Consider the following 26,928-nt stretch of genomic DNA (forward strand, 5'->3'; position numbering starts at 1 on the left):
TTTGCTTGCCCTGCACCTCACACGGAGGCACCTCCTTCGCTTTGGAGTCTGTGCCGGAGATCGCTGACATATTTCAACTTTACGATTTCCTCCAGATTCCAGCGAAACTCTGTACACTTATGGCTTGCGTCGCCATGGGCTATCTCCTCATAAGAACAGCCAGCGATGCATAGGGGCAGATAGGGGCAAGCCCGACATTCTTCGCTTTCAAAGCGATCAAATGCCTCCCATTGTGCAAGTTGAGGGCGATACGTTTCCCCCTGCTCACTGAGCTGCCCGACACAAGCATCTCGTTCGCCCACATCGTTCCAGCATTTGTACAGGTATCCATCAGGGTCGATCACAAATGCATTTGAGCAAATGGCCCCGCACCCGTTCCCAAGTCTGGGAAAGGTTTCAATATCCTGGCCCCTGGTCAGCGCCTCCATGCCTCTTTGCACTTCGTATTCTGCAAACTCCCGGCGCGTGTAACAGTTCTCGGCATAGGCTCGAGACGCGTCAGTTACGGCATCAACCTTTCCCGGATACACGTAGACTTTGTCTGACAAGCCATCGCTGGCCACCATGTCGCGGATGATATCGAGATCCTCAGGGTTGGTCTTGTCGATGTTGACCCGCAGGCTGATGCGCTCGAAGTATTGACTGGCGGTCTTCAGGTTTTCATAGATGCGATCAAACGTCCCTCGGCCATTCTTCAGTTTACGCCGCTTGTTGTGAGATGGAGCGGCCCCATCAAGTGTAATCTGAACAAAGGATACGCCTGTGTTGCTGAGTGTGCGTGCAAGTTCCTCTTCCAGCAAATATCCATTGGTAATCATGGAGCTGCCGAAGTTCACGTTGGCTTCCTTGCAGGCTTCAAAGAAGTAGCGTTGCAGGTCCAAAACCCGGTCTTTCACCAGGAGTGGTTCGCCGCCGTACCAAGACACGGAAAAGTCGCTCAGATAGCGAAGTTGCTTGCCCACAAAAGATTTGATGCGCTCCGTTACTTCCGCGTTCATGTGCCGAGATTTGTGGTCCTGATAGCAATAGGGGCAACGGAAGTTGCAGGCCAAGGTTGGGGCGATTGTGAGCGCAAGCCTGGCACTCCCAAAACGGGCGTTCTGGTCCATGGCCTTCAACAGTCGCCGTTCATCGAGGCTGGCATCAACAACAAAACCACCGGAATTAAGTGCTTCCACAAGATCGGCGTGCAGCCTTTTGGTGAGGGCCTCCATCGTAATTGGCGAAGCGTCCAGAGCATTGTCCAGCTGCGCCGCGAGCTGTTTTGAGATGCGAAGGACAGCATTTGTTCTGGAATTGTAAAGCAAACACGCGCCAGATACTTCTCCAAGACTAAATCTAAAGTTGTAGATGGATGCTTGCAGACCAGTAACAGGTGGCGCGTTTTTATCTTGATGAATCTGAAGTCTGGGCTTCGTCAACATGGGTAACCTCCCGATCAATAAGAATCGGATTCGTATTCCCCTAGGATAAGTCGACGATAATCATTTTTATTGACATGCGTCAATTTGAAAGACGCAATTATTTCATCGAAAATGGGTTATGAATATGCTTGTTTTATATTTGTTAAATAGTGTTTCAGATCGATTTATATTTTGAAAAAATCTGGAACAACCACAGGCGGAAACATGCCGAGCGCATTTCTTACGCTGTTGAGCATCCTGGGAATTCCCAGTAAAGCGCGGCGTGCTCTCTGTTCTACTCAGGTCTATGTTTTGTCTTCATTTATATACTTAGCTTGCTGAAAGAAAACGGGATCACAACAGTATGAGATCCAACTTTATGCTTATCCAGCGCTCATTGAATGCTACCAGAAGTTGGACTAGCCTCTCTCGCCGAGGGGGCCATTTATGCATTTTCCAGAAGCTGTTTCGTGCGTCGAAGGACGTGCACCCAATCATCGCCTTGTACCAATCGATTGTCATGAAATTCACGTCACCGAATGGGGTAAGCCCGGCAATCCGCCACTTATTATGTGGCATGGTCTTGCCCGCACAGGACGTGATTTCGATGAACTGGCCGCTGCTTTGTCGCAGGACTGGTTCGTCTTGTGTCCAGACACGATCGGACGGGGCCTTTCAACCTGGGCCCGTGAACCTGCGACCCAGTATACGATCACTCATTATGCCGATATTGCTGTTCAACTGATTAAATCCTACGGGTTCCAGCGTGTCGGTTGGTTGGGAACCTCCATGGGCGGGCTCATCGGCATGCGCATTGCGTCCATGAGTGGGCAGAATTGTCTTTCCTGGTTGATCATCAACGATATCGGCCCCGAGATTCCGACAGAGGCAATAGAGCGAATTCTCAGCTACTCCAAAACGCCACCGGCGTTCTCTTCGGTAAGTGAGTTGGAACAGGCGCTGCGGACGGTTTATGCGCCTTTCGGGCCGGCATCTGATGTGTTTTGGCGCCGTATGGCGTTTACCTCTGCCCGACGTTTGCCGGATGGCACGCTTACCACTCATTTTGATCCTGCCATTGTTCAAATGATGGAAGACAACGACGCGGAACTGGTGAGTTGGGACCGTTGGGAAACGCTGTCACTACCGGTGCATGTGCTGGGTGGGCGGACCTCTGACATCCTGCTTACGGCGATAGCAGAGCGCATGCGTACCACCGGGCCCCAGCCGAAGGTGACATGGTGGGAGGACTGCGGCCATGCCCCAACGCTTAGTCGGACGGAAGATATCCAGATTGTACGCGACATCATAAGTGCGCTGGAGGTGCAAAGGGAGGCGTTGGCGATAGCCGAGAACTGAGGTCAAGCAATTGGCCTGATGACAGAAACAACCGGAAAAATACGGGAGGGTTCCGGAAATGAAACGCATTATTACCGCACTGGCCTGCGCAGTGGCCTTGACTGGCTCAGCTGCTGCGGAAATCCGCATCGGTCATGTATACGGCAAGACTGGCCCGCTTGAGGCGTATGCGGCCCAAAGCCATACCGGTCTGAAGCTGGGACTTGAATACGCGACGGATGGCACCATGGAAATCAATGGTGAGCCCATCAAGTTGATGGAATACGACACCCAGCTGGATCCTGCACGCGGACGCTCATTGTTGGCCGAGGCTTATGGCGATGACGATGTGCACATTGCCGTTGGTCCGGTCAGTTCCGGTGTGGCTTTGGCAATGCTACCTGTCGCAGAGGAATATGAACGCTTGCTGCTGGTTGAGCCTGCTGTTGCCGACTCCATTACTGGTTCCAACTGGAACCGTTACATTTTCCGGACCGGGCGAAACTCGTCTCAAGATGCCATTGCAAACGCTGTCGCGCTTGGCGGGGAAGGCACCGTGGTGGCGACCCTTGCTCAAGACTACGCCTTTGGCCGGGATGGTGTTGCCGCGTTTCGTGAGGCTCTGTCCGAGACTGGTGCGAACGTTGCCCATGAAGAGTATGTACCTACCGACACGACAGACTTTACCGCAGCAGCAGAACGCATCTTCACAGCGATGAATGATGTTGAGGCAGAGCGTAAGTTGCTCTTCATCATCTGGGCAGGTGGGGGTAATCCCATGAGCCAGTTGAACGCGATGGACCCTTCCCGCTTCGGGATTGAAATCGCAACCGGAGGCAACATCCTGCCTGCGCTTACCGCCTACAAGGAACTGCCGGGGCTTGAAGGCGCGACCTATTACTACTACGAGATCCCCGAAAATCCCATCAACGATTGGCTTGTCAAAACCCACTACGAGCGCTTTGGAACACCGCCGGATTTCTTTACTGCAGGTGGAATGGCTGCTGGTCTGGCTCTGGTGGAAGCGATCCAGCAAGCCGGCGGGTCTGATGATACCGAAGCGCTTATCGAAGCCATGGAAGGCATGCGCTGGGAAACCCCAAAAGGGACGATGATGTTCCGGCCGGAAGATCATCAAGCACTTCAGTCCATGTATCACTTCCGCACGGAGGTGCAGGAAGACAAGGATTACGGTGTGCCCATCTTGGTGCGCGAAATCACCATGGATGAAATGTCCGTGCCTGTTCGCACCGAATAAACCTGAAAAGCCTGCCTCGTTAGTGGTTGCAGATGCTGTAGCCACTGACGGCGCAGGCAAAGGGACAAAGCCGACATGACACAAACCCTTTTGGAAACCGAGGGCCTTTCTGTGCGCTTTGGCGGGCATTTGGCTGTAAATGACGTGAGTTGCCAATTTCACGCAGGCGAACTTACAGCCATTGTAGGCCCGAATGGTGCCGGAAAAACCACATACTTCAATCTGATTTCGGGTCAAATCCGCCCTACCGCTGGCAGCGTTCGGTTGCTGGGTGAGGATGTGACACGCGTCAGCGTTGCAGATCGCTGTCAGCGCGGTTTGGGCCGTGCGTTTCAGCTGACCAATCTGTTCCCGCAGTTAACGGTCTTGGAGAATGTGGCGCTTGTAATGCAGGCGCGCCAGCGCAAGGGATTCAGTTTGTTCTCCATGGCCAGCGCTCATGTTGAAGTGACCCGTGCAGCCATGGCCGTTCTGGAGCGAGTACGCATGGATACCTTGCGAGATCAAAAGGTGAGCGAGTTAAGCCACGGAAACCAGCGCAAGTTGGAAGTTGCCATGCTTATTGCGTTGGATCCGCTTGTTTACATGTTTGATGAACCAACCGCGGGCATGAGCATGGATGAGGCGCCCGTGGTGCTGGATCTGATCAGCGAGCTCAAACATGACAGCGATCGGACCATCCTGCTGGTCGAACACAAGATGGATGTAATCCGCACTCTCGCGGATCGGATTATTGTCCTGCACAACGGGGAATTGGCCGCAGACGGCCCGCCAGCGGAAGTAATGGCCTCGGACATCGTGCAGGAAGCCTACATGGGCAAGGAGCTTGAACATGTCTGATGCCCTGTTGTCCCTTGAAAATATCAGGACGGACATAGCGCAATATCACATCTTGAAGGGCGTTAGCTTTTCGGTGCCCCGCGGTCAGGTCACCATGCTTTTAGGGCGCAACGGTGTTGGAAAAACCACGAGCCTGCGCACAATCATGGGACTTTGGCAGGCCAAGGAGGGCACGCTGACGTTCGATGGTGCAGATATCACAGGTGCCCCGATTTCTGCGCGCGCCCGCGCCGGAATAGGATTTGTACCGGAGGATATGGGCATTTTCGGCGATCTGAGTGTTGAAGAGAACATGGTGTTGGCCGCAACCAACGGCATGCCGGATCCTGCCCGCCTTGAATGGCTGTTCTCCGCGTTTCCCGCGCTGAGAACATTCTGGAAGTCTCAGGCGGGGGCGCTTTCCGGCGGGCAAAAACAAATGTTGTCCATCGCCCGTGCCATGATTGAGGACCGAAAACTTTACCTGATTGATGAGCCCACAAAAGGTCTGGCACCTGCCATTATTTCCACCATGGTTGGTGCGCTGCGTACATTGAAGCAGCAAGGCGCCACGGTATTGATGGTGGAGCAGAATTTTTCGGTGGCCAAAGCGCTGGGAGATCAGGCAGTGGTCATGGATGACGGTGTGGTGGTCTGGACCGGTGCCATGGCGGAACTGGCCGAAAGCAGCGCGCTTCAAGAGCGACTGATGGGCTTGAGCATGGAGGCGCACTGACGATGACCATTGCACCTGAACATAATCCCGTTTTTGCGCGTTTGGGGTGGCGTGATCGGTTGGGACAAAGTGCCCCCTATCTGCTGGTCCCCGTGTTGATTGCTGCAGGCTTTGCTGCCATTGGGGCGCCGTCCAGTTGGTTGACACTAACCGTCTCTGGCCTTGCCATGGGCATGATGATTTTCATAATGGCTTCAGGTCTTACGCTCGTGTTCGGTCTGATGGATGTCATCAACTTTGGCCATGGCGCGTTCATTTCCCTCGGGGCGTACATGGGGGTGAGTGTTCTGTTCTGGCTCAGCGGCTGGACGGAAGCGGCCTCGCTGGCGCTCAATGTAGGGGCCATTGGCCTGGCCATCCTGGCGGCAATGCTGTTTGCGGGGGCCGTGTCCTGGGCATTTGAACGCACGATTGTGCGTCCTGTTTACGGCTCACACCTCAAGCAAATTCTGATCACCGTTGGCGCGTTGATTGTCCTTGAGCAGTTGATCCATGTGATTTGGGGGGCTGAGGAGATTTTCCTGTTGCGGCCGGAGTCACTGCGCGGCGCTGTCACCTTCTTTGGCGCGGCTTTGGAAAAGTACCGAATTCTCGCGGTGGTGATTGGCCTTGGCATTTTCATCGCTATGCGTCTCGTGCTGCGGCACACGAAGATTGGCCTGATCGTTCGGGCCGGGGTGCAAAACGGAGAAATGGTGGAGGCCCTGGGCTACCGGTTGAGACTGGTTTTTGTCGGTGTCTTCATTGCCGGCTCGGCCTTGGCAGGTCTGGGCGGTGTCATGTGGGCGCTTTATGAGCAGGTCATCACGGCCGGAATGGGCGAAAACATGATGATCCTCATCTTCATCGTAGTCATCATTGGTGGTTTGGGATCAGTGGAAGGTGCCTTTATTGGCGCTTTGCTGGTCGGTCTGCTGCAAAACTATGTTGCGTTTCTGGAACCCAAGCTGGCTCTTGTTTCAAACATCGCTTTGATGACCGCCATTCTCATGTGGCGACCGCAGGGCATGATGCCAGTTGTGAAGGCGAAATGATATGTTGACGCGTTTGATCTCTGGCGACACGCCTCGTTCCCCGGTTTTGGCTGCGCTCCTTGGCGCTATACTGGTTGCGTTGATGTTCGCTCCGTTTCTTTTTCCGGGGGTGCGCGCTCTGGATACTGCGGCCACAATCTGCATTTTCATCTTGCTGGTAGCTTCCTATGACCTGCTTCTGGGGTATACGGGTATCGTGAGCTTTGCCCATACCATGTTCTTTGGCATGGGAGCGTATGGCGTTGCTCTTGCCTCCATTCATATGGGACGCAGCTATGAGGCCTTGATAACCGGCACGGTACTTGGCGCGGCTGCGGCGGCGTTGTTCGCTCTGGTTATTGCCCTGTTTTCCTTGCGTGTGCGGGCAATCTTTTTTGCCATGATCACCCTGGCTGTTGCGTCAGCCATGGCTGTTCTGGTCAGCCAGCTCTTTCAGATTACTGGCGGTGAAGACGGCTTGACCTATCGTATTCCACGGGAGCTGACACCTGCTTTCCGGCTGGGCGAAATCTTCGATACGCGTATTAATGGACGTATCCTCAATTACTATCTGGTGTTTTTCAGCTGCCTGATGTTGTTCCTGCTGCTGCTTCGGGTGGTGAACTCGCCGTTTGGCAGGGTGTTGCAGGCCATTCGTGAAAACGAATTTCGTGCGCAAGCAATTGGGTACAAGGTGGTTCTCTATCGCACCACTGCCACCTGCCTATCGGCAGCCATGGCTGCATTGGCAGGCAGTCTTTATGCCATTTGGTTGCGGTATGTGGGGCCGGATACCACGCTCAGTTTCGAGATCATGCTGGATGTGTTGTTGATGGTGGTGATCGGCGGCATGGGGACCCTTTACGGTGCCGTTTTGGGATCCGTAATTTTTGTACTGGCCCACAACTACCTCCAGAACCTGATGGGCGCCGGGGCCGAAATGTTCCAGAACATCCCGATCCTGCCAGACCTGATTAATCCTGATCGATGGTTGCTTTGGCTCGGCGTGCTGTTCGTTCTGTCGGTGTACTTCTTCCCGACCGGGATTGTGGGTCGGCTGCGCGCAAACCGATGATCTGATGAAACTTGCTGTCTCGAGCTGGCACCCCGCAGGTTCTGCGGGGTGCAATTGTTCCGAGCGCTGAAGTCCCAAGCATGCAATGCATTGCTGGATTGGATCTACGGCACGGCTTTCATTAGACCGATTGGCAGGCTCTGGGTGGCGTGGTGTTTGTTGTCCCCCCAAATTGCACTTATGCGCTGATCGCAATAAACATATTTTATGCCCTAATACGCATAAAATAGAAATATGCGATGAATACGATATTGCGACAATATGAAAATTGGCGCATAAAAGGGGCTAGGAGATTGACATGAGCGACCTAGCCCGAACCCCAAAGCAGCTTGGGACACTGATCCGCCGTGCCCGTAAGCAACAAGGGTTCAGCCAAGCACAATTGGGCGAAAAATCCGGCCTCAGGCAGGAAACCATATCCTTGATCGAAACCGGCAATCCGGCAACCCGTATCGAGACGATTCTGGTTGTGTTGGCTGCGCTAGATCTCGAGATCAAGGTCGGCCCCCGCGCCAAGGTCACCGCAGCCAACATTGAGGACATATTCTGATGGGGCGTCGTCGTACTCACGTGCCCTTAAGCGTATTGTTGAACAACCGCCGGATTGGCACCTTGATCAAGGAACCGAGCGGAGCCGTCGTTTTCCAATATGATGAGACGTGGCTTGCTTGGGATTACGCCCTGCCCGTCTCGCTGTCACTGCCACTGCGCGAGGAGGCCTATCGGGGGGCGCCGGTCGTGGCCGTCTTCGAGAATCTGTTGCCAGATGCGGATGCGTTGCGACGTCGGGTAGCGGAACGCGTCGGCGCGGCCGGAACCGATGCCTACAGCTTGTTGGCGGCCATCGGTCACGACTGTGTGGGGGCCTTGCAATTCGCCGCAGGAGACGCTCCGGTGGACGACGCCAGCGCGATCAACGGAGCTGTGGTTGATGAAGTGGCCATCGAAGCGATGCTGAAGGGCTTGGCTCAGGCGCCGCTCGGCCTGTCCCGAGAGGATCCGTTTCGGATTTCTGTGGCCGGGGCACAGGAAAAAACTGCGCTTCTCTACCATGAAGGGCAGTGGCTCAAACCTCATGGCACAACGCCCACAACACATATCTTCAAAACCCAGATTGGCCGCCTGCCCAACGGCATTGACCTGTCTGACAGCGTGGAGAATGAATACTACTGCCTGCGTTTTGCTGCTGCTTGTGGTCTTCCAGTTACTTCTGCTGCCATGCATACATTCGGAGAAACGAAGGCCCTGGTGATTGAGCGATTTGACCGCCGGTGGACCAGAGATGGCCGCCTGCTGCGCCTACCGCAAGAAGATTGTTGTCAGGCTCTGTCGGTACCACCAACCCGCAAATATCAAAACGAGGGTGGTCCCGGTCTTGTGGACCTGCTCCAGCTCATGAAAGGCAGTGATGATCCCGCTGCAGATCAGGCAACGCTTTTGAAAGCCCAAATGCTGTTCTGGTTGATTGGGGCGACGGATGGGCATGCCAAAAACTTCAGCGTGTTTCTTGGGCCGGGTGGCAGCTTCCAGCTGACGCCGCTCTATGACATTTTGACCGCCCAGCCAAGCCTGATGAGCCGCCAAATTGATAGGAAGCAGATGAAACTGGCGTTATCCGTCGGCCGCAACAATCATTACCGCCTCGACCAGATCCATGGTCGGCATTTCCTTCAGACCGCAGAGCAGGCCCGCCTGCCTAAAGGCCTCGTACACAACGCCCTTTCGGAAATTGCGGAGGCCGCACTCAAGGCTGTGGAGGTGATGGAACAAGAGCTTCCACCCAACTTCCCATCCATTATTCATGACAGTGTTGCCGCTGTTGTGAGGGAACGTGCTCGCCAGCTCGGAAGTTCAACAGTGTAAATCCGGTTGCGAATTCTCGGAATTTGAGGGTGCCTTGAGAAACATTTGCAAAGGCCCATTGAAATCCAAGACTTGAGGATTGGGTAGAACACTGTCACGTTCACCTTAGGTGAGAATGGAATTCTCGTTCCTGATTGCGATGCGAAGCGCTCATAGCGACAAGGGCTTTCTCAATGAATGGCAACCACGCGCATTCTCGGTTGGCGGGGGCCCGACCTCCACTCGGGTTTTCTACTCTCGGCGCGATGTTTATATCCGGTTTTTTCGCAACCATCGCTTTTGACTTCTGGGGGCAAATCGTTAGCCCGGGTCTTGGTTTCGCAAACCTGTCGCCCCATGGGTTGGCGCGTAGTTTGTTAAGCACACTAGCTCTTCCGAGCGGCGATTTCGCAGGGTACTTCGTGCATTTTTACCTTGTTGGTCTGATCGGTTATCCCGTTGGATGGATGTATATTTTCGCGCCTGTCTGGCGCATGATTTTTGGCGATACAAATTGGCTTCTGCCCTCAGTCATGTATGGCTTTGGACTGTGGCTATTCGCCATCGGTGGCATCACGTTCGTGGCTGGATTGCCATTTTTCCTTAATTTTACCGGTATTACTTGGGTCGCGCTCGTTGGTCACGTGCTTTACGGCGTCGTTATGGTTGCTGTCTTGGCCATCATGGACAGGAAGCGTGGCGGCCAGTGATATTGAGAGGCGGCTGAGAGACCGCCCGTAGCTCCTCAATCAAACGCTCGAGACTACCCACAGGAAGATCCTCTTTCCCTTTATTTATGAAGGTATAATCAAGACGAGGCACGGTTTACTCTCCAGTGAAAACAGGAGAGCCCGCGATGCTTCCGACGGACATACTCGTCATTGTCTTTCTTGTCTCTCAGGTCCTGTTTCTCATTGCGGCGTATGTCTTTGCCTTTTCCGGCATAGATGACCTGATTGTGGACGCCTTGTATTATGGCGGCATTGCATGGCGCTCCGGTCCCTGGGCGGGGCTGAGGCAACAGGATCTGGAACGGGCACATCCCGATGCCTCGTGTCGCCCCCTGGCGATCATGTTGCCAGCATGGGATGAGGCGGAGATCATTTATCCCGCTGTCAGCCGAATGATCCGCCAGCTGGATTATCCCGCCTACGACATTTTTATCGGTGTCTATCCAAATGATCCGAAAACCATAGCGAGCGCACGGCGTTTGGAGCAGGAGCATTCCAATGTGTTTGTTGCGGTCAACCCTCTGGACGGCCCTACCTGCAAGGCGGATTGCCTGAACACCATCCTTGCGGCGATAGCGCAAACGGCCGCCACCAAAGAGCTGACCTATGCAGGCGTGATCATGCAGGATGCAGAGGATGTCATGAACGCTCAGGCATTGAGGATCTTCAATCTTGCCCTGTTGGATCATGACGTTATCCAGCTTCCGGTGCTGTCGTTGCGGCGATCTGCAAGGCTCTTCACGGCTGGCCATTACATGGATGAGTTTGCCGAATTTCACTCAAAGGAAGTTCTGGTGCGGCAAACACTGACGGGGACCGTTCCTGGAGCCGGCGTCGGCACGTGCTATTCGAACCGCGCGTTGAAAATTGCTGCCGCAGAAGGCGATGTATTCAGTGTGCAGACGCTGACTGAAGACTATGATTTTTCCATGCGGCTGCACTCCAATAACCTCGGCCATCATATCTTGTGGGTCCGATCTCAAGTAGCAGGTGTAGAGACCCCTTTCGCGGTGACGCAGGAGTACTTTCCTTCACGATTTTGGGCCAGCGTTCGGCAGAAAACGCGTTGGACGGTTGGCATCTGTTTTCAGGGCTGGGCGCTGGTGGGTTGGAAGGGAACGTGGTTGGACCGCTATTTCATGTGGCGGGACAGAAAAATGATCTTCTTCAGTCACGGCATATTTGTCGGCTACATCGCAATCCTGCTCTATGCCGGACTATGGCTATATCAAGTCCTGTATCCATTTGCCTACCGTCTGCCACCGCTGGTGGAGTTGGATAGTCCGCTTTGGAGCGTCATCTGGTTCAACGTCTTGTTATTTGTGCACCGCGTTGTTCAGCGTCATATTTTCAGCGGATATCACTATGGCTGGCGGGCTCTTCCCCTGGTCATCCCGCGCTACTTCACTGCCATCTTGATCAACTATCTAGCGATGGTGCGTGCCATACGTCAATGGCGGCGACACAAGCGAACCGGCGAGCCGATTGGATGGGACAAGACGCAGCACGAGTTTCTTGATGATCCAAGAGCAGCAAAAGGAGGGGCCCCATGACAGGCAAAGGGCTTCGGCTCGTTGGTGTATTTTGTCTGTTGTTGCTCCACTCCCTCCCTCTTCCCGCTCAGCCTGCAAACGAGACTTCGCCTTCTTTCCAGGACCGAGATCGGTACTATCAAGACTTGTTGCAGCAGCTTGGGCCAGAGCAAGGATTTCTTGCCAGCAAGTGGCGGGAATATCGAAACTACCCTCTTTTGGATCGTGCCTATCGGCTTTTGGCGGCCGGACAGGCAAGCAGCGCACTGGCGGAATTGAACAAAATCCTTGCGGTTGAACCGGGTAACATGAGCGTCTTGTGGCAAAAGGCGAACATACTGATCACTCTGGGCAGGACAGCAGATGCCAAGAACATTCTAGCCCGGATTTTTACGGCGCGCCCCGGTTTTGGGCCGGCCTATCTCAGCCTTGCAGAAATTTTCAAGACAGAGGATCGGGATCGCACAGCGGCCAGTTTGTTTCTGGATGCACTGGACACCGGCATTTTGTTGCCAAATGACAGGCAAGAGGCCATTCGGGAAACCTTGAGCATAGCGCGCCGGTCCATGAGCCGTGAGTTTGTTGCCTATATCGTGAATCGCTTGAACGCCATTGAACAGCTAACCCCGCCCGAAGCCTTGCAGGTCGCCCGCCTTCTGAACCAATGGCGTTTAGATGATGAGGGTGATCGCCTGTATCGAGAGATCATGGAGGCTGGCCAAAGTGATCAGGTCAAGCGGTTGGCCATTCTGGAACACGCGGAGTTCATGCTGGGTCAAGGCCAACTTGAGCGGGCCATGAAGGACCTGGAACGCGGTGAAAACATGCAATTGTTTGCAACAGGCAAGCCAGTGGAGGACGGCGAGCGCGCAGCCTACCAGTATCTGTGGGCCAAGACCTTGATCGCACTTTCAGATCACGCAAACTTGCGAGAGCGCCTGTCAGACGATTTCTTCGTAAACCTTTCGCTCTTTCGCCGCGTTGAACTGTCCTACAAACTGGCGCAGCGCGACCAAAAAGCGCTCGCCCTTGCCATGCTCTCGAACCCGGATGGATCCTTTTTGGATACGGCCAGCGCAAGTCAGGAGACCGTCAACGAGTACTATCTGGCGGTGTATCAGTTGGCATCGGATCTCAACCGAATTTCGACAGAGCAATCGGCAAGACGCGCGCTTTTGATGTTGAACGTTTCGCCACAAACGGTCTTGCGCCTGAGCAATATTGCGTTGGACTCGGGTTGGTTGAGCGGTGCATTGCAAATTCTGGAGGATGTCAAAGCACGCACCTCTCCGGCACAGCTGCAACAACACCCCATGATATGGGCAGAGTATATGCGCAACCTCAGTCACCTCGCATTGGAGGCGGGCGATAGGGCGAGAGCGGTAACCGCGTTGAACGAAGCCATCAGGCTTGATCCGCGTTGGCAGTCTGTCGTGGCTCTGGGGCGCTTGTTGATTGAAAAAGACAGGATGCAAGAAGGTGCGACCTTGCTTGAAAACGGCGTCTCTCGTGCCGGACCGGTTCCGCCCGGCTCGCCAGATGCCGAGCTGCTAGCAGGTGCTTATGTTGATCTTGCTCGAGCAAAAATCGTAACAGCGCCAGCTGCGACCGTGTTTCCATTGATCCGCACCGCTTGGGATCTGGCTCCCTCAGAGAGCATTCTTACGGCTGTAGATCAGGAGATCATGACAACACGCGATGGTCTGACCCTGTTGCCTCGCTGGCTGGATCTGATTGGTGACGAGGGGCCAGACGATCAAACCAAGGCGGCAGCGCTGTTGGTGTTGGCCCGGACGCTTAAAGAGGAGAAAGATCTGGAAGCGTCACTCACTGTTTACCTGCGATCTATCGACCTGCATCCCGTCAAGGCAGCGGTGCTGGAAGCTGCGTATCTGGCGCTTGATCTTGATCAGCCCCGTCGTGCCCTCGCTTTGGCGGCGAAGTTGAACGATGGTGAAGATGCCCCGGCTATTACCGCAATAAAGTGTCAGGCAGCAAGCCAACTGGCTGATAAGGAACAGCAGCTTGTTTGCCTGATGCGTTCTGCTGAAGACCAACCACAAAGCGTTAATGCGCAACTCAACGCCGCTTATGCTGCCTTGGCCCTTCAAAGAACCGAACAGGCGCTCGCGCTTTTTAAATCCGCATATGCTCTCCAACCCAGTGCGGCGCTAGCACTGGAGATCGGCGTCATTGAAGATCAAGCGGGGCGCAGCTCCAAAGCCCTGCAATGGTATGAGACGGCGTTTCGCCAGTTTGATAGTGCGCTTGCCGGTCTTTATGTCGTCAACACCTTGCTCAAGCTGGGCCAGATCAAGCGAGCCTTTGCAGTCATTGAAACAATCGATCCGTACCTTCTCTCTTCAGAGGACGCTAGCCGGTATTTTGAAGCTCGTGCCCGTCTGCGGCTTCGTGTGCTTGCACAAAACGCAGAAACTTTGTCAGCTTCGCTGGCGGACATGCGCCGTGCCGGGGCGCTCAGGTCTACGTTTGATATTCGCTTTTCGATCGTGAACCTCTTGTTCCAATCTGGAGAAATTGAGGAAGCTGAAACTGCCTATACGGCTTTGCCCAGTTCTGACCGGGCCCAAGCTCAGGTGCTTGCGCTTGGTGGATACATTGCCCGAGCCAATGGCCAGCCTGAAACAGCAGCACAGCGCTTTGCTGCCTCGCTGGAGATCAATCCTGCACAGCCGTTGCTGAAAGAGGATCTCGCTTATACCTATCTTCAGATTTACGAAAATGCCCAGGCTGCCGAACTGTTTCGGGAACGGTTGGTGGACATGCAATCCGCGCAGCTCAGCTTGGCGGATCAAGAAAAGAAAGCCCGGTTTCAACGCCAACTTCGGATCCTCGAAATACCCCTCTCCTTCACGGCGTTCAGTGGTCTGAGCCCTTCGCCACAAACAACGGTATTTTCCGGCGGCGCGCTTGGCATTCCGAGCAGTAGTCCTTTTGGCTCTGTGGAAGTTGCCTGGTGTCCACCGATAATCGGCTATGCGAATGGGCGCAGTTTTGAAGTGGTAGGCAGAACGCAATGGGCCAACGAGCGTGGGAGCTTTCGGCCGGATGACGAGACAGTTCAAGCCGTGGTAGGCGTGCGTTTTAAGCCATTGCGCACACAGAACCTGAAATTCGGTCTGGAACGATTTTTCAAGATAGGCGATCAGACCGAGGACAACTGGTTGGCGCGTGTCCTGTGGTCGTATACGCAGGGCAATGACTTCCTCCCCTTTGTGGATCCTGAAACAGGCACGGCTCTCGATGGGATGCCTTACTACAGCGCATACCTGGAAATGGGGCGCTTTTTGCAAGGGGAAAAGACGACGTTGTTTTACGGAGACGGCCGAGTTGGTTACACTTTTCATGTTAATCGTAATCTAATCTTTTCGCCCTTTGTCTATGCCATTGGAAGCGGGAACTGGTCATCGACACTCGATGCCTTTGCCGCAGAAGCGGGCGCAGGCATAAGCTTGAAGCTCAAGACATGGGATACAAAACTGTACGGCGACTTAGTCACGCTGGAAGTTTTTGGCCGATTAGGTGGAGAGTTTTACACCAATGAAGGCTCGCGCAGCGATCGCATACTTCTGGGTTTGCAGGCTTCTTTCTAGGGCGCTGCCTTTGGCGCTTGCCTTTGTTTTGCTGTTGCCATCACAGATAGCCCCACAGGGGCACGCCGCTGATGCGGCAAGCAGCGAGTGCTACGAAATTCGCTATTCTTTCCTTCAGCCCTGGGGTGATCAATACTTCACCGATCCTGAGGAATGGGCTGCTGAATTCCGGCAGTTGCGCGGCCATGGCGTTGAACATGCCATCTTGCAGTGGACCTTGTGGGGCAAGGAAATCTCCTCCAACCCGACGTTGCCGGAGTGGTTGCCGGCTGCACTGGAAGCCGCCCACGATACCGGTACCCAGCTTTGGGTGGGGCTGCGCTATGACCCGGAGCTGCTGGAAAACATCAAAGGATATCGGGCTGAGGACTACATGGAATGGCGGTTGGCCGAAGCGGAGGATGCTGCAGCGCTCCTTGGTGCATATCTGCAAGACCATCCGACAGTGAGGCAAGCCGTTGCCGGCTGGTACATCGCCGACGAGGTGGACAATACCTTGCTTGCGCAAGGAGCGGCGAACGAACTGCTTACTCGGTTCCTGTCTGCCCAAAGGCAGGTCATGACCACGGCGGTTGACATGCCGGTTGCCGTAACCAGCTACGCTTCCGGTGATCTTCCGCGCAACAAGCTTGCGCAGCATCTCGCAGACTTCATGGATCATACGGGCGCCTCGATATTGTTCATGCAGGACAGTCTTGGTGTGGCCCTTCAATCCAGAAAACAGGCCAAAACCCAGTTCACCGCGCTTCGCGAACTGGCTCGGGAGCGGTCATGGAAGGTGGTGCCGGTTGTTGAGATCTTCGACATCAATCAAAAAAACAAGTCATTCTCCAGCCTGAGCGTTGAAGCCACCACGGCGCTCGAGCGGATGAAGTTGGCGAGCCAGACTGTACAAGAGCCACTGGCCTTGTTTTCCGTATCGATCCATGTGCTGCATGACACCAGCTCCAATGGGAAAGAACTTTCATCTCTTCTCAGGAAAAACAGGTTAGGATGTCCCTTAGAACAATAAGAAGAGGGACATATGAATTCCTCCAGTCTGCCGAAGGTGACGTGCCTTGTCGGTACGCGTCCGGAGGCCATCAAGATGGCGCCCGTAATTCTCGCAGTTCGCCAATGTGGAAAGGTCCACTGTGAGGTCCTGCTTTCTGGACAACATCAGGCCATGGCCGCCGAAGCATTGGGGTTGTTTGGCATCCATGACGTGGTTTGGTTGGAAACGGATCTGGCTTCTTTTTCCCTTGCGGATCAAGCGGCAGCCTATCTCGAGGGATTGGGGCGCTATCTTAGCCACACTTCCTGCGCTTACATGCTGGTTCATGGCGATACAACCACGGGACTGATTGGTGCTCTGGCCGCTTTTTATGCCCATGTACCTGTCGGCCATGTAGAGGCGGGCCTTCGCAGTGGCGATATGCAAAATCCGTTTCCGGAAGAGGCCAATCGTGTTCTCATCGACCGCTTGTGCGATCACTTGTTTGCACCCACCGAAGGGGCTGCGGCCAACCTGAGACAAGAAGGTTGTGCAACTGAGCGTATAGAGGTAACAGGCAACACCGTTGTGGATGCCGTCCGCCTGATTGCAGCCCGTGCGCCGCGGGCCTGCACCCTGTCAGACCTGTCTCGTTTGTCGATGACCGGTAGCACGGAACTTGTTCTGCTGACGGCGCACCGCCGCGAAAATTGGGGAACACCCCTGCGCGATATCTGCCGTGCTGCCCGCGATTTGGTCCGTGCACGGGAAAATCTTTGGGTTGTCATGCCAGTACATCCAAATCCAGCCGTCAAGTTGATCGTTTTTGAGGAACTGGGGGATGTTGAACAGGTCATCCTTACGGACCCGCTGGACTATGACAGCTTGATTGCGCTGGAGCGTGATGCCGATCTCATCCTCACCGATAGCGGTGGCATTCAAGAAGAAGCGCCAGAGTTTGGCACGCCGGTTCTTGTCCTGCGCGAGACGACCGAACGTCCGGAAGCTGTTCTTGCCGGTTTCGCATGGGTCATTGGTAGGAAGCCAGAGGATATTGTTTCTGCTGCAGTCAAGGCACTGGATGCCGGGCGGCTGACCGGCGGCACCAATCCGTTTGGTGACGGCAAAGCGGCCGAACGTATTTGTGCCCGCGTTTTGCAGGCCTTGAAGATAACCTGACAAGGTTGATCGCCTGAGAGCTGCACCTTTGAGGTTACCTAAACGAAAACCCGTATAATTTGTGCATATCCCGTCAAACTACGGCTTTCTCTTCATACTATTGTTGCCGGATCAACTGTAGGCTCAGTTGTTTCGTGGTCTTGTGCCCTTCGAATCCGTATTGATCCGTTTTCACATGCGGCTAACCTGTTCCGTGATAAGGTTTTGACCCAGAACAGCCAGTGTGATGTATTAAGCTGTTGTTACAGTGATGAGCGGTTCGCAGGTGTTACAAACCCGGCCTTTTGCCAAGAAAAGAGAAAAACAGGCCGTCAGAGGAAGTATAAATACGCCTTTAAGAAGTAATAAAACATAATGGCGGCGTGTTATGAAATTTCCCTTCAGATGTCATGAAAACGAAATATAGGTTTCGGTTTGTAACAAAACGTAACAACGCGTAACGATAGGCAGAATGCGTATTGTTGTGCGCGGTCCTGCGGATCAATCATCTCCCTAACTAGTCAAGAGACCCGCCCTGTTTTCGCGATCAAACACCGGGCCTCAATAATCTAGGCGACACCTAGAAACCGGGAGAATAACGGTGAGGGACCAAACCAATACTTTTTCCATTCTGCTGCCGCTGAAAGGCATTGTTCAGCCGATTACTGAACTGCCGGACCCGGTGTTTGCAGAAAAGATGATGGGCGATGGCGTTGCGATCGACCCGCTGGATACGGTGCTTTATGCGCCGTTCGCGGGCAAGATCACGCAGATCCACCCCTCCCATCACGCTGTTACCTTGCAAAATGGCGATGTTGAAGTGCTCATGCACATCGGCCTTGATACTGTTGCCCTCAAGGGACGTGGGTTTGAGATCAAGACTGAAGAAGGCGACATGGTAGAGGCCGGGCAGCCACTCTTGTCGTTTGACCCCGACATCATCGCCCGCGAGTGTGTCTCCGTTCAGTCCGCTATCGTGATCACCAGCGGCCAAGAGGCCAATGTGGCCGTGCCATTTGGTAGCGCACAGGACGATCTGGCCCAGACGCTTTTCACCGTTCCCAGCGGGAATGACCCTTCCGAGGCACCGGCTCCATCGACCACACAGCCCGCCTCAACCGACGCACCAGCAACACCAAGCGGACCACGGACGAGTGGCTCCGTGCAGATCCCGAATGCAACCGGGCTGCACGCTCGTCCGGCGGCTCGTCTTGCTGTTGTGGCGCGTCAGGCAGATGCCGAAGTGACCTTGACCGTGAACGGCAACAGCTGTCGCGGTTCAAGTGTCACCGGCATCATGTCGTTGAAAACAAAGCTGGGCGACACTATTGAAATCGAAGCCGTCGGTCCGGACGCGGAAAAAGTCGTCAAGGAGATTGAGGAGGCCGTACGTAGCGGTTTGGGCGAAGAAATCTCCGAGGTTTCTGAGGCCCCCAAAGCCGAGGTCGTCAAGGAGACGCCGCTTCTGCAGGTAACCTCCGGCGAAGAGGGCGTGTTCGTCGGGTTCACGGCGTCACCGGGTCGCGCAATTGGCAAATTGGTCAAGCACAGCAAGGTCTTGCCTGAAGTAACGCGCAATGGCATGGGGCCGGCTGAAGAGCGCGCGGCGTTCAAGGCGTCGGTCAAGTCCAGTGTGGCAGACCTCCACTCCGTTATCGAGCGGCTCAATGCTCAGGGTCAAGAGGAGCTGGCGGAGGTGTTCAACGCCCATGTCCAGCTTCTGGAAGACCCGGAACTCTCTGAAAAACCACTCGAGGATATAGCGAAGGGCGAAAGCGCTGCGTGGACGTGGAAGCGTGCCTATGAAGCCCAGGCGGAAACGCTGGCAAAGATGGACGACCCGTTACTCGCCGGACGTGCCGCAGATGTGCGTGACGTAGGTTTGCGCGTTCTGAAAAAGCTTCTGGGCGTGGACGATGGGACGGAAATTCTTGAAGAAGGAACCATCCTTTTACAGGAAGACGTTACGCCTTCGGAAATCGTGTCGCTTGATCTGACCAGAATTGTGGGTCTGTGCACGACCCATGGAGGTTCGGCATCGCATGCAGCGATCATCGCGCGCAGCAATAACCTGCCCTATCTGGTTAATGTTGAAGAAGCCATGATGGATCTGGACGACGGCACCGTGCTGCTTCTGGATGCCAAACGGGGCCGCGTCAAGGTGAGCCCAACCGACGAAGAACAGGCCGCCTTCAAGGAAAAGATCGACAACGCTGCCAAGCAGGCGGAAGAATATCGCCGCGACGCGGACAAGCCTGCCATTACCACTGATGGTGTCCAGATCGAGATCGCGGCCAACATAGGCAATCTGGAAGATGCCCAAAAGGCTGTCGAACTGGGTGCTGAGGCAGTCGGTTTGTTGCGCTCTGAATTCCTTTATCTGGAACGCCTGAACGAGCCCTCCGAGGAAGAACAGGCTGAGAAAGTAGGCAGCATTCTGGAAGTGATGGGCAAGGATCGCCCGGTCATCATCCGCACGCTGGACGTGGGAGGTGACAAACCCCTGCCCTATTTGCCAATGCCCACGGAGGAAAACCCGTTCCTTGGCGTGCGCGGCATCCGTATCGGCATTGAACGTCCAAGCATTTTGCGCCGCCAGGTACGCGCAATTCTGTCTCAGGCAGACAAGGGACATGCTCGCATCATGTACCCAATGATAAGTGCGCTGGATGAGTTGCGGGCAGTAAATGCGCTGGTGCGTGAAGAACAAGCCAATCTGGGCGTGGACAATGTGGAGGTCGGCATCATGATTGAAGTGCCTTCCGCAGCCCTGATGGCGGACAAACTGGCAGAAGAAGTAGACTTCTTCTCCATCGGTACCAATGACCTTACTCAGTATGTCTTGGCGATAGATCGGGGCCATCCGGGCCTCGCATCCCGTGCGGACGCACTTCATCCAGCAGTGCTGCGCATGATCGACATGACTGTCAAGGCCGCTGACAAGGCGGGCAAATGGGTTGGCGTATGTGGCGGACTGGCCAGCCAGACTGAGGCCGTTCCGGTCCTCATCGGTCTGGGCGTCAAGGAATTGTCGGTCAGTGTACCGTCGTTGCCAGAGGTCAAACACAAGGTTCGTTCTGTGTCCATGGAGGAATCCAAAAAGATTGCACAAGCAGCTTTGGATTGCGCGGACACAAGCGATGTAAAGGCGCTCCTCAAGTCATACCAGTAACTGAGGAGTACTACGTGGGAGCAAGTCTTCCTCTTGAGGAATACTTGTAAAACATCAGAGGGTTGGTGCTCTGCCGGCACCAACCGTCTCTGGGGGACAAAAAATGAGCATGTTCAATAACGCTTTCGGGACTTTGCAAAAAGTTGGCAAGTCCTTGATGCTACCGGTTTCGGTTCTGCCGGCCGCTGGTATCCTTCTCGGTGTTGGTGCCGCAGACTTGCCGTTTATTCCGGATCTTGTAAACCACCTGATGGAGCAGGCTGGTGGGTCGATCTTCGGAAACCTTCCAATCATCTTTGCCGTAGCTGTTGCGCTCGGCTTTGCCAATAACGATGGTGTTTCGGGTCTGGCAGCCGTGGTCGGCTATGGCGTCTTGCTGGCGACCATGGGTGTTATCGCCGAAGCCATCGGCGTTGAAACCAAGTCAATTCTGGGAATTCAATCCATCGATACCGGCGTGTTCGGCGGTATTCTCATCGGCGGTGTGGCCGCCTACATGTTCAACCGCTTCTATCGAATAAAACTGCCTGATTATCTCGGGTTCTTTGCCGGGAAGCGGTTCGTGCCCATTATCACAGCCTTTGCATCCATTGCGCTGGGTGTGATCATGGCGTTTGTCTGGCCCCCAATCGGTGGTGCCATCAATGCGTTCTCGCATTGGGCGGCAGATGAAAATCCTCAGCTTGCCTTCTTCATCTACGGTGTTGTTGAACGCTCGCTGATCCCGTTCGGCCTGCACCACATCTGGAACGTTCCGTTCTTCTTTGAAGCCGGCTCCTATGTAGATCCGGCAACCGGCGAAATGGTTCGTGGTGAAATTCAGCGGTACCTTGCTGGTGATCCGACTGCGGGCAACATGGCAGGTGGCTACCTGTTCAAGATGTGGGGTCTGCCAGCTGCTGCGCTTGCAATCTGGCACTGCGCCAAGCCTGAAAACCGCACCATGATCGGCGGTATCATGCTCTCCGCAGCGTTGACCTCGTTCCTGACCGGTATTACCGAGCCGATCGAGTTCTCCTTCTTGTTCGTTGCACCGCTACTGTATGTTGTTCACGCCCTGATGGCTGGTATCGGCTATTCGCTGATGATCATGCTCGGCATCAAGCACGGCATGACCTTCTCGCACGGCTTCATCGACTACGCCCTGCTGTATCCGCTGTCCACAAACGGCTGGATGCTCATCGTGTTCGGTCTGGGCTATGCAGCGCTATATTACGTCGTGTTCCGTGTCCTGATCACAGCCTTCAATCTGAAGACTCCTGGTCGTGAAGACTCTACTGCAGGCGACCCTGCCGCAGTGGGTGCAGGTGATGAAGATGCCATGTCGGCTCAACTCGTCGAGGCATTCGGCGGCGCTGACAACATCACTGCTCTGGATGCGTGTATCACTCGCTTGCGCGTCAGCACGGCGGATGTGTCCAAGGTAAATGATGAAGCGCTCAAGAAGCTTGGCGCACGGGGCGTTGTTCGTGTCGGTAACGGCGCGCAGGCCATCTTCGGAACGGCATCGGAAAACCTCAAGACCGATATGGAGATCTATCTGCGCAACCGTGGCAATGCGCCAGCCAAGGCACCAGCTCCGGCCGCTGCCGCACCGGCTGCCGCGCCTGCCGCAACCAGTGCAGATGCAAGTGACTTCGATCCGGAAAGCATCTTCAAGCAATTGGGCGGCAAGGACAATCTTGTTGCAGCAGAAGCGGTGGCCAACACCCGCGTTCGCGTTGAAGTGAAGGATCTGAACAAGGTCTCCATGGCTGATCTGGCAAATGCTGGCGTACAGGTCATGAAGGCTGGCGACAAGGCTCTGCACCTTGTCGTTGGCGGAGCCTACACGACACTTGCAGATGAACTGGCGGCCCGGATTTAATTTCGGACCACCAATTCAGGCGTCACTCACAGATCCGAACTCTCCCCTTGTGACGTGACGCCTTTCAACAAACCTCCCGGTTGGCATCGGCGCTCAGGCGCCGGTGCCGATTTTATTTTGGGGGATTTGAAATGGAAACAGGCACTATTACCCGTACAGGCGCATACCGGTTTCAGCGTCAAACACACACGCGCGAGACATGTCGAGGGCGAACTCCATGCTGTCACCGGGTTCACAGGCAAAAGCCGGCGAAACACGCGCCTTGGCGCCCCGCCCCGCCAACCGGATTACGCAGAGCGTATCGGCCCCTGTCGGTTCCACGACGTCTACATCACAGGTGATCACCGGGTCTTCTGGCGCTGCTGTGGTGGCCTGAGAAATCATTTCAGGGCGAAGGCCAAGAACCACGGGCTGCCCGATATGGCTGTGATACTGTCCCCCCGCAGGCAGGGGCAGGAAATAGGGCGTATCCACGCCTTTCAGCTTGGCAGGAAGCATGACGCCGATTTGGTCTCCGTCCCGCTCCAGAGTTACCTCGAAAAAATTCATGGCCGGAGAACCGACAAAGCCCGCCACATACACATTGGCAGGCGTGTTGTAAATTTCCGAGGGCGTGCCGATTTGTTGGATGCGTCCGTCCTTGAGGACCGCTATACGATCGGCCAGTGTCATGGCTTCGATCTGATCGTGAGTCACATACACCATGGTCGCCTTCAGCGTTTGGTGCAGCCGCTTGATTTCCGTTCGCATTTCCACACGCAGTTGAGCGTCCAGATTGGAGAGTGGTTCATCAAACAGGAAAATTTTCGGACGACGCACCAAAGCCCGGCCCATGGCGACCCGTTGGCGTTGTCCGCCAGACAATTGAGCGGGTTTGCGATCCAAAAGGTGTTCAATCTGCAACAGGCGCGCCACTTCTTCGACGGCGGCCTTGCGCTCGGCCCGACCAACGCCGCGCATTTCCAAGCCAAACGCGATGTTCTTTTCAACGCTCATGTTTGGGTATAGCGCATAGCTTTGGAACACCATCGCCATGTCACGATCCTTGGGGTGGACATCGTTCACCACCTCACCGTCGACGCGGATCGTGCCGTGGCTCACCTTCTCAAGGCCCGCAATCATGTTGAGCAACGTTGACTTGCCGCATCCGGACGCGCCAAGCAATACAAGAAACTCGCCATCGTCCATGGACAGTGAGATATCCTTAAGAACGTCGGTGTCGCCGAATGATTTTCCTGCGTTTTCAATGCTCAACGTCGCCATGCGTGTGTTTTATCCCTACCCCTTGATGGCCCCGGCGGTCAGACCGCGCACAAAATAACGTCCGGCAACAACATAGACCAGAAGCGTGGGGGCGGCTGCAATAAGGGCCGCGGCCATGTCCACATTGTACTGCTTCACGCTGGTGGTGGTATTTATGAGGTTGTTCAGAGCCACCGTAACGGGCTGGGCCCCGCCGGTGGTGAAGCTGGCGCCCAAGAGGAACTCGTTCCAGATCTGGGTAAACTGCCAGATGATCGAAACCACGATGATGGGTTGTGACAACGGGATCATGATACGCCAGAAGATCTGGAAGAACCCGGCCCCGTCCATGGTGGCCGCTTTCACCAGATCATTGGGAATGGTCACGTAATAGTTGCGGAAGAACAACGTGGTAAAGCTGATACCGTAAATCGTGTGTACGAGGATGAGACCGCTGATGGAGTTGGCAATTCCCAAAAAGCCCAGTGTCTGCGCCATGGGAAGGATCACGATCTGCAGCGGGATGAAACAGCCAAACAGCATGAGCGAGAAGACTGTATTTGCACCTTTGAACCTGAACTTGGAGAGGGCAAAACCGCTGAGCGCCCCCAGCGCGGTGGACAGGATTACAGCGGGAACAGACATCAGGATCGAGTTCAGGAAATAGGGTTTCAACCCCTCACAGCGGACCCCGATACAGGCGTTGGACCATGCGGCTTGCCACGCACTGAAGTTCAGCTCGTGGGGCAGGTCCAAAAGTGCGCCTGCCCTGATTTCCGCCAGATCTTTCAATGAAGTGGCGATGACCACATAAAGCGGGGTGAGGTAAACGAATGCTGCAAACAGCAACAGCGACCAGATGAAGATCCGGCCAGCCATACGGCGCTTGCCATTGGCCCCTGCCAGTCGTGAGCTGTTAGGCATGGCGTTTTCCTCGCAGCTCCGAATAAAGATAGGGCACCATGATCGCGGCCACGGTCAGCAGCATCATCACAGCAGAAGCCGCCCCAAGCCCGATCTGATTACGCCGAAACGTCATCTCGTACATGAAGTTTGCGGGCAACGTGGACGCATACCCCGGTCCGCCGCCGGTCAGGGCGACAACGAGATCGAAGCTCTTGATGGACAGATGCGCCAGAATGACGAAGGCGGACAGGAACACGGGCCGCAGTGATGGCAGGATGATGCCAAGGTAAATCCTCGTGGTGCTCGCCCCATCCAGATATGCGGCCTTCACGATTTCCTGATCCACGGATCGCAAGGCGGACAAGAACAGGGCCATCACAAAGCCGGAGGCCTGCCAGACGGCGGCGATGACCACCACATATATTGCCATGTCCTTGTCAACGATCCAGTCGAACCGGAAGCTTTCCCACCCCAGACCGCGAATGTAGCTCTCGATTCCGAGTGAGGGATTGAGCATCCATTTCCACGCCGTCCCGGTAACAATGAAACTGATCGCCATGGGGTAGAGATAGATGGTGCGCAGCGCTCCTTCCGCGCGGATGCGTTGGTCGAGAAGAACCGCGAGCAGACACCCGATTGCCAGTGACAAGGTGATGTAGAAGGCGCCGAACACAAGCAGGTTGTCAAAGGCCACATCCCAGCGATCCATCGCGAACAGGCGAAAGTACTGCCGAAAGCCCTGCACCTCATAGGCGGGCAGCATGCGTGAATCGGTGAAGGAAATATAGCCGGTCCAGATAATGAACCCGTAGACGAAAAACAGAATGAGAAGAAACGACGGCGCAACAACCAATTGCGGCAAGAAACGGGAGAGCTTGTCCAGAACAGTCCGATGTGAAGACCCGCCCTTGGGCTGCGGCATTTGGGTTCCTCTCTTGCCTGAAGTCCTGCACCCCAGATAGCCCGTCGCCTGCCTGCGTGCGGCGATCCGTATCAGCGTGCGAGCGCTACAGTCTCTGCTAGCAAGTTGACGGCCTCTTGAGAAGACATGTCCGTGTTAAAATGCTGGGTAATCACATCCAGAAAGGCACCGCGTACGGCTCCATCCTGCACAATTTCGTGGGCCAGCGAACTCACCAGTGAGCCGTCCGCTTCGCTTGCTTCCAGATCCTCCATTGACCGCAAGGCGCATGGATCGAACCCTGATTGGTCAACACCTTTTCGCGCCGGGATAGACCCTTTTTTCAGGTTGAACTTCCGTTGCAATTCTTCATCCAGAACCAGCGATGCCATCAAGTCCTGACCTTGTCCCGCCTCATCTTCCGGTACCTTGAACATGGCGAAACTGTCCGAGTTGAGGATATAGCCGTTCTGGGCTGGTGTTGGTACACAGATGAAGTCTTCTTCGGGCGTCAAACCGGCTGATAAAAACTCTGCCTTGACCCAATCTCCCATGATTTGCATAGCGGCTTCGCCGCGCATTACCATGGCGGTTGCAAGGTTCCACTCGCGGCCGGGAAAGCCCGGATCCACGAAGGTGGAAAGCTTGCGCATCTGGTCAAAGACCTTGATCATGGTCTCAGATGTCAAAGCCTCGGCATCCAGATCCTGCAAGGCCTTCTTGTAGAATTGTGGTCCGCCAATACCCAGAACCACCACCTCAAACAAGGTGGCGTCTTGCCATGGCTGGCCCCCATGGGCCAAAGGAATGACGCCCTCGGCTTTCAGTTTCTCGGCTGTGGCATTGAACTCCTCCCAGGTTGTGGGGGGCTTGGCGTCTACCCGTGCCAGAACTTCCGGATTGGCCCAAAGCCAGTTGACCCGATGAATGTTCAGCGGCACGGCCACATAGTCACCGTTATACTTGACCACGTCCTTCAGCACATCCGGCACAAGCGCATCCCAGTTTTGCCGTTCCGCCAGATCGGTCAGAGGGCGAAGCGCACCAGCTGCAGCCCATTGGTGAATGTTCTGTCCCTTGATCTGAACGGTAGAGGGTGGATCGCCGGACAACACGCGGGCGCGTAACACTGCGGCCTGGGCATCGCCTCCGCCACCGGCAACCGGTGCATCTACCCACTTCCCGCCTGCGTCTTCAAACGCATTCTTGAGAACCTGAACGGCTTCCGCCTCGCCGCCGGACGTCCAGTAGTGCAGCACTTCCGCCGTCGGCTGCGCTGCGGCATGTGTTGTCAATGCCAGCAGAACGGCCGAAGCGTGTCTGAAGAGCGACTGGACCATGGAGTTCC

Annotated in this window: 20 protein-coding genes; 15 read left to right on the top strand and 5 right to left on the bottom strand. The window is 55.1% G+C overall.

Translation table 11 applies throughout. The features are described from left to right. Window positions 1-17 precede the first annotated feature (17 nt). Window positions 18-1,424 (bottom strand): radical SAM/SPASM domain-containing protein, encoded by a 1,407-nt coding sequence (locus tag G512_RS0109970; RefSeq protein ID WP_028481590.1) that lies wholly within the window; start codon window positions 1,422-1,424, stop codon window positions 18-20. Between the two features lie 426 nt (window positions 1,425-1,850). Between G512_RS0109970 and G512_RS20680 the strand changes: the two genes are divergently transcribed. From G512_RS20680 to ptsG, 15 genes are all read left to right on the top strand, one after another. Next, window positions 1,851-2,762 carry an alpha/beta fold hydrolase gene (locus tag G512_RS20680; protein ID WP_051269198.1) on the top strand — a complete coding sequence of 304 codons (912 nt, stop codon included), beginning with the start codon at window positions 1,851-1,853 and terminating at the stop codon, window positions 2,760-2,762. Window positions 2,763-2,820: 58 nt separating this feature from the next. Continuing rightward, complete coding sequence (locus G512_RS0109980) at window positions 2,821-3,999, top strand: substrate-binding domain-containing protein (protein ID WP_028481591.1); 1,179 nt, start codon at window positions 2,821-2,823, stop codon at window positions 3,997-3,999. A gap of 75 nt (window positions 4,000-4,074) precedes the next feature. Then, window positions 4,075-4,839, top strand: a complete 765-nt coding sequence (locus G512_RS0109985; protein ID WP_028481592.1) for an ABC transporter ATP-binding protein — start codon at window positions 4,075-4,077, stop codon at window positions 4,837-4,839. Then, a complete protein-coding gene (locus G512_RS0109990; RefSeq protein WP_028481593.1) occupies window positions 4,832-5,554 on the top strand; it encodes an ABC transporter ATP-binding protein in 723 nt (240 codons plus the stop codon). The genes G512_RS0109985 and G512_RS0109990 overlap by 8 nt, the downstream gene beginning before the upstream one ends. Before the next feature lie 2 nt (window positions 5,555-5,556). Next, on the top strand, window positions 5,557-6,588 hold the full coding sequence (locus G512_RS0109995) for a branched-chain amino acid ABC transporter permease (protein ID WP_028481594.1): 1,032 nt from the start codon (window positions 5,557-5,559) through the stop codon (window positions 6,586-6,588). 1 nt (window position 6,589) lies between these two features. Continuing rightward, window positions 6,590-7,642: a branched-chain amino acid ABC transporter permease gene (locus G512_RS0110000; protein WP_028481595.1), complete on the top strand. Its 1,053-nt coding sequence runs from the start codon at window positions 6,590-6,592 to the stop codon at window positions 7,640-7,642. Window positions 7,643-7,940: 298 nt separating this feature from the next. Then, window positions 7,941-8,192 (top strand): helix-turn-helix domain-containing protein, encoded by a 252-nt coding sequence (locus G512_RS0110005; RefSeq protein ID WP_028481596.1) that lies wholly within the window; start codon window positions 7,941-7,943, stop codon window positions 8,190-8,192. Beyond that, on the top strand, window positions 8,192-9,505 hold the full coding sequence (locus G512_RS0110010; protein ID WP_028481597.1) for a type II toxin-antitoxin system HipA family toxin: 1,314 nt from the start codon (window positions 8,192-8,194) through the stop codon (window positions 9,503-9,505). Before G512_RS0110005 ends, G512_RS0110010 begins: the two co-directional genes overlap by 1 nt. A 401-nt stretch (window positions 9,506-9,906) precedes the next feature. Beyond that, window positions 9,907-10,194, top strand: coding sequence for a hypothetical protein (locus G512_RS22780; protein WP_208974990.1), 288 nt, complete (start codon window positions 9,907-9,909; stop codon window positions 10,192-10,194). A 146-nt stretch (window positions 10,195-10,340) separates the two neighbouring features. Further along, the gene (locus G512_RS0110020) at window positions 10,341-11,768 is read left to right on the top strand and encodes a glycosyltransferase (protein WP_028481599.1); all 1,428 of its coding nucleotides are present in this window, start codon (window positions 10,341-10,343) and stop codon (window positions 11,766-11,768) included. Continuing rightward, window positions 11,765-15,361, top strand: a complete 3,597-nt coding sequence (locus tag G512_RS0110025; protein WP_028481600.1) for a tetratricopeptide repeat protein — start codon at window positions 11,765-11,767, stop codon at window positions 15,359-15,361. The genes G512_RS0110020 and G512_RS0110025 overlap by 4 nt, the downstream gene beginning before the upstream one ends. Then, window positions 15,309-16,373, top strand: a complete 1,065-nt coding sequence (locus tag G512_RS0110030) for a DUF4434 domain-containing protein (protein ID WP_028481601.1) — start codon at window positions 15,309-15,311, stop codon at window positions 16,371-16,373. Before G512_RS0110025 ends, G512_RS0110030 begins: the two co-directional genes overlap by 53 nt. Window positions 16,374-16,385: 12 nt before the next feature. After that, window positions 16,386-17,513, top strand: coding sequence for a non-hydrolyzing UDP-N-acetylglucosamine 2-epimerase (gene wecB, locus G512_RS0110035; RefSeq protein WP_028481602.1), 1,128 nt, complete (start codon window positions 16,386-16,388; stop codon window positions 17,511-17,513). A 580-nt stretch (window positions 17,514-18,093) separates the two neighbouring features. Further along, window positions 18,094-20,664 (top strand): phosphoenolpyruvate--protein phosphotransferase, encoded by a 2,571-nt coding sequence (gene ptsP / locus G512_RS0110040; protein ID WP_028481603.1) that lies wholly within the window; start codon window positions 18,094-18,096, stop codon window positions 20,662-20,664. A 103-nt stretch (window positions 20,665-20,767) separates the two neighbouring features. Beyond that, complete coding sequence (gene ptsG / locus G512_RS0110045) at window positions 20,768-22,531, top strand: PTS glucose transporter subunit IIBC (RefSeq protein WP_036489397.1); 1,764 nt, start codon at window positions 20,768-20,770, stop codon at window positions 22,529-22,531. Between the two features lie 147 nt (window positions 22,532-22,678). Here ptsG and G512_RS0110050 read toward each other — a convergent pair whose 3' ends face one another. The 4 genes from G512_RS0110050 to G512_RS0110065 all read right to left on the bottom strand — a co-directional run bounded on the left by G512_RS0110050 (window position 22,679) and on the right by G512_RS0110065 (window position 26,920). Continuing rightward, the gene (locus G512_RS0110050) at window positions 22,679-23,794 is read right to left on the bottom strand and encodes an ABC transporter ATP-binding protein (RefSeq protein WP_028481605.1); all 1,116 of its coding nucleotides are present in this window, start codon (window positions 23,792-23,794) and stop codon (window positions 22,679-22,681) included. 15 nt (window positions 23,795-23,809) lie between these two features. Beyond that, entirely contained in the window at window positions 23,810-24,697 is an 888-nt protein-coding gene (locus G512_RS0110055; RefSeq protein WP_028481606.1) for a carbohydrate ABC transporter permease, read from the bottom strand. After that, a complete protein-coding gene (locus G512_RS0110060) occupies window positions 24,690-25,601 on the bottom strand; it encodes a carbohydrate ABC transporter permease (protein WP_028481607.1) in 912 nt (303 codons plus the stop codon). Before G512_RS0110060 ends, G512_RS0110055 begins: the two co-directional genes overlap by 8 nt. A 71-nt stretch (window positions 25,602-25,672) precedes the next feature. Beyond that, complete coding sequence (locus G512_RS0110065; RefSeq protein WP_028481608.1) at window positions 25,673-26,920, bottom strand: ABC transporter substrate-binding protein; 1,248 nt, start codon at window positions 26,918-26,920, stop codon at window positions 25,673-25,675. Window positions 26,921-26,928: the final 8 nt, after the last annotated feature.

Source organism: Pseudovibrio exalbescens DSM 16456 (genome assembly GCF_000422785.1).
Lineage (GTDB): Bacteria > Pseudomonadota > Alphaproteobacteria > Rhizobiales > Stappiaceae > Pseudovibrio > Pseudovibrio exalbescens.

Coding starts and splice junctions, on each gene's coding strand:
- G512_RS0110010 (WP_028481597.1), top strand. CDS start 8,192: ATGGGGCGTCGTCGTACTCACGTGCCCTTAAGCGTATTGTTGAACAAC.
- G512_RS0110055 (WP_028481606.1), bottom strand. CDS start 24,697: ATGCCTAACAGCTCACGACTGGCAGGGGCCAATGGCAAGCGCCGTATG.
- G512_RS0110000 (WP_028481595.1), top strand. CDS start 6,590: ATGTTGACGCGTTTGATCTCTGGCGACACGCCTCGTTCCCCGGTTTTG.
- G512_RS0109995 (WP_028481594.1), top strand. CDS start 5,557: ATGACCATTGCACCTGAACATAATCCCGTTTTTGCGCGTTTGGGGTGG.
- G512_RS20680 (WP_051269198.1), top strand. CDS start 1,851: ATGCATTTTCCAGAAGCTGTTTCGTGCGTCGAAGGACGTGCACCCAAT.
- G512_RS0110065 (WP_028481608.1), bottom strand. CDS start 26,920: ATGGTCCAGTCGCTCTTCAGACACGCTTCGGCCGTTCTGCTGGCATTG.
- wecB (WP_028481602.1), top strand. CDS start 16,386: ATGAATTCCTCCAGTCTGCCGAAGGTGACGTGCCTTGTCGGTACGCGT.
- G512_RS0110060 (WP_028481607.1), bottom strand. CDS start 25,601: ATGCCGCAGCCCAAGGGCGGGTCTTCACATCGGACTGTTCTGGACAAG.
- G512_RS0109990 (WP_028481593.1), top strand. CDS start 4,832: ATGTCTGATGCCCTGTTGTCCCTTGAAAATATCAGGACGGACATAGCG.
- ptsG (WP_036489397.1), top strand. CDS start 20,768: ATGAGCATGTTCAATAACGCTTTCGGGACTTTGCAAAAAGTTGGCAAG.
- G512_RS0110050 (WP_028481605.1), bottom strand. CDS start 23,794: ATGGCGACGTTGAGCATTGAAAACGCAGGAAAATCATTCGGCGACACC.
- G512_RS0110005 (WP_028481596.1), top strand. CDS start 7,941: ATGAGCGACCTAGCCCGAACCCCAAAGCAGCTTGGGACACTGATCCGC.
- G512_RS0110030 (WP_028481601.1), top strand. CDS start 15,309: ATGAAGGCTCGCGCAGCGATCGCATACTTCTGGGTTTGCAGGCTTCTT.
- G512_RS0109985 (WP_028481592.1), top strand. CDS start 4,075: ATGACACAAACCCTTTTGGAAACCGAGGGCCTTTCTGTGCGCTTTGGC.
- G512_RS0110025 (WP_028481600.1), top strand. CDS start 11,765: ATGACAGGCAAAGGGCTTCGGCTCGTTGGTGTATTTTGTCTGTTGTTG.
- G512_RS0109980 (WP_028481591.1), top strand. CDS start 2,821: ATGAAACGCATTATTACCGCACTGGCCTGCGCAGTGGCCTTGACTGGC.
- G512_RS0110020 (WP_028481599.1), top strand. CDS start 10,341: ATGCTTCCGACGGACATACTCGTCATTGTCTTTCTTGTCTCTCAGGTC.
- G512_RS0109970 (WP_028481590.1), bottom strand. CDS start 1,424: ATGTTGACGAAGCCCAGACTTCAGATTCATCAAGATAAAAACGCGCCA.